The organism is Actinomadura miaoliensis (genome assembly GCF_039536785.1).
GTDB lineage: Bacteria > Actinomycetota > Actinomycetes > Streptosporangiales > Streptosporangiaceae > Spirillospora > Spirillospora miaoliensis.
In genome coordinates this window covers 1-1,001 of the sequence record NZ_BAAAZG010000091.1, presented here as the reverse complement: position 1 = coordinate 1,001, position 1,001 = coordinate 1, and the positions used below count along the sequence as shown (strand labels likewise).

Below are 1,001 nucleotides of genomic sequence, written 5' to 3'. Positions count from 1 at the left end.
GTCGACGACGCGCACCAGCTCGCCCGCCTGATCGCCGGGGCGATGGCGCCGCTGCTGTGGCTCGGCCCCGCGCTGGTCCTGATCGCGTCCGTCGTGCTGTGGCCGGTCGTGGAGATGGTCCGCACGTCGCTGCTGGCCGTCAGCTCCTCCGGCCTGACGGTCGGGTTCCGCGGCGGACGCAACTACGCCGACCTGTTCGCCCAGCCGGACCTGCCGGGGGTGCTGCTGCGCACCGTGCTGTGGGTGGTCGGCGTCGTCGCGGTCACGATCGCGCTGGCGCTTCCGCTGGCGCAGCTGCTCGACGCGCGGTTCCCGGGCCGGCGGGTGGTGCGCTGGGCGCTGATCGTGCCGTGGGCCGCCTCGGTGCTGATGAGCGCGCTGATCTGGCGGTGGATGCTGAACGACGCCTACGGGGTGGTCAACCGGGTCCTCATGGACGTCGGGCTGCTCGACCGGCCGGTGAACTGGCTGGCCGACCCGGTGTGGGCGTTCGCCTGGATGATGGCGGTGGCGGTGTTCGTGTCGCTGCCGTTCACCACGTTCGTGCTGCTGGCGGGGCTGCAGTCGATCTCCGCCGACGTGTACGAGGCGGCCCGCGTGGACGGGGCGGGGGCGGTGCGCACGTATGTCGCGGTGACGCTGCCGCTGCTGCGTCCCGCGCTGCTGGTCGCCGCGATCATCAACGTGATCAATGTCTTCAACTCGTTCCCGATCATCTGGGCGATGACGCAGGGCGGGCCCGGGCACGCCACCGACACCACGACGACGTTCATGTACAAGGTGGCCTTCCTCGACCAGCACGTCGGCGAGTCCGCGGCGCTGGCCGTGGTGAACTTCGCGCTGGTGCTGACCATGGTGACGCTCTACCTGCGGGCCGTGGGGCGACGCGAGGCGTTCCGGTGACCGGCGGCGATCCCGTGACCGGCGGCGGTCCAGCGTCGGGCGGAGGCACGGTGACCGGCGGCGGTCCGGCGGCGCGCGGCGGCCCGGCGGCGGCGCGG

Annotated in this window: 1 protein-coding gene; it reads left to right on the top strand. The window is 72.8% G+C overall.

The features are described 5' to 3' along the window. On the top strand, positions 1 to 903 hold a 903-nt coding region (locus ABD811_RS43730), incomplete at its 5' end, for a carbohydrate ABC transporter permease (RefSeq protein ID WP_425549522.1). Between the last annotated feature and the right edge of the window lie 98 nt (positions 904 to 1,001).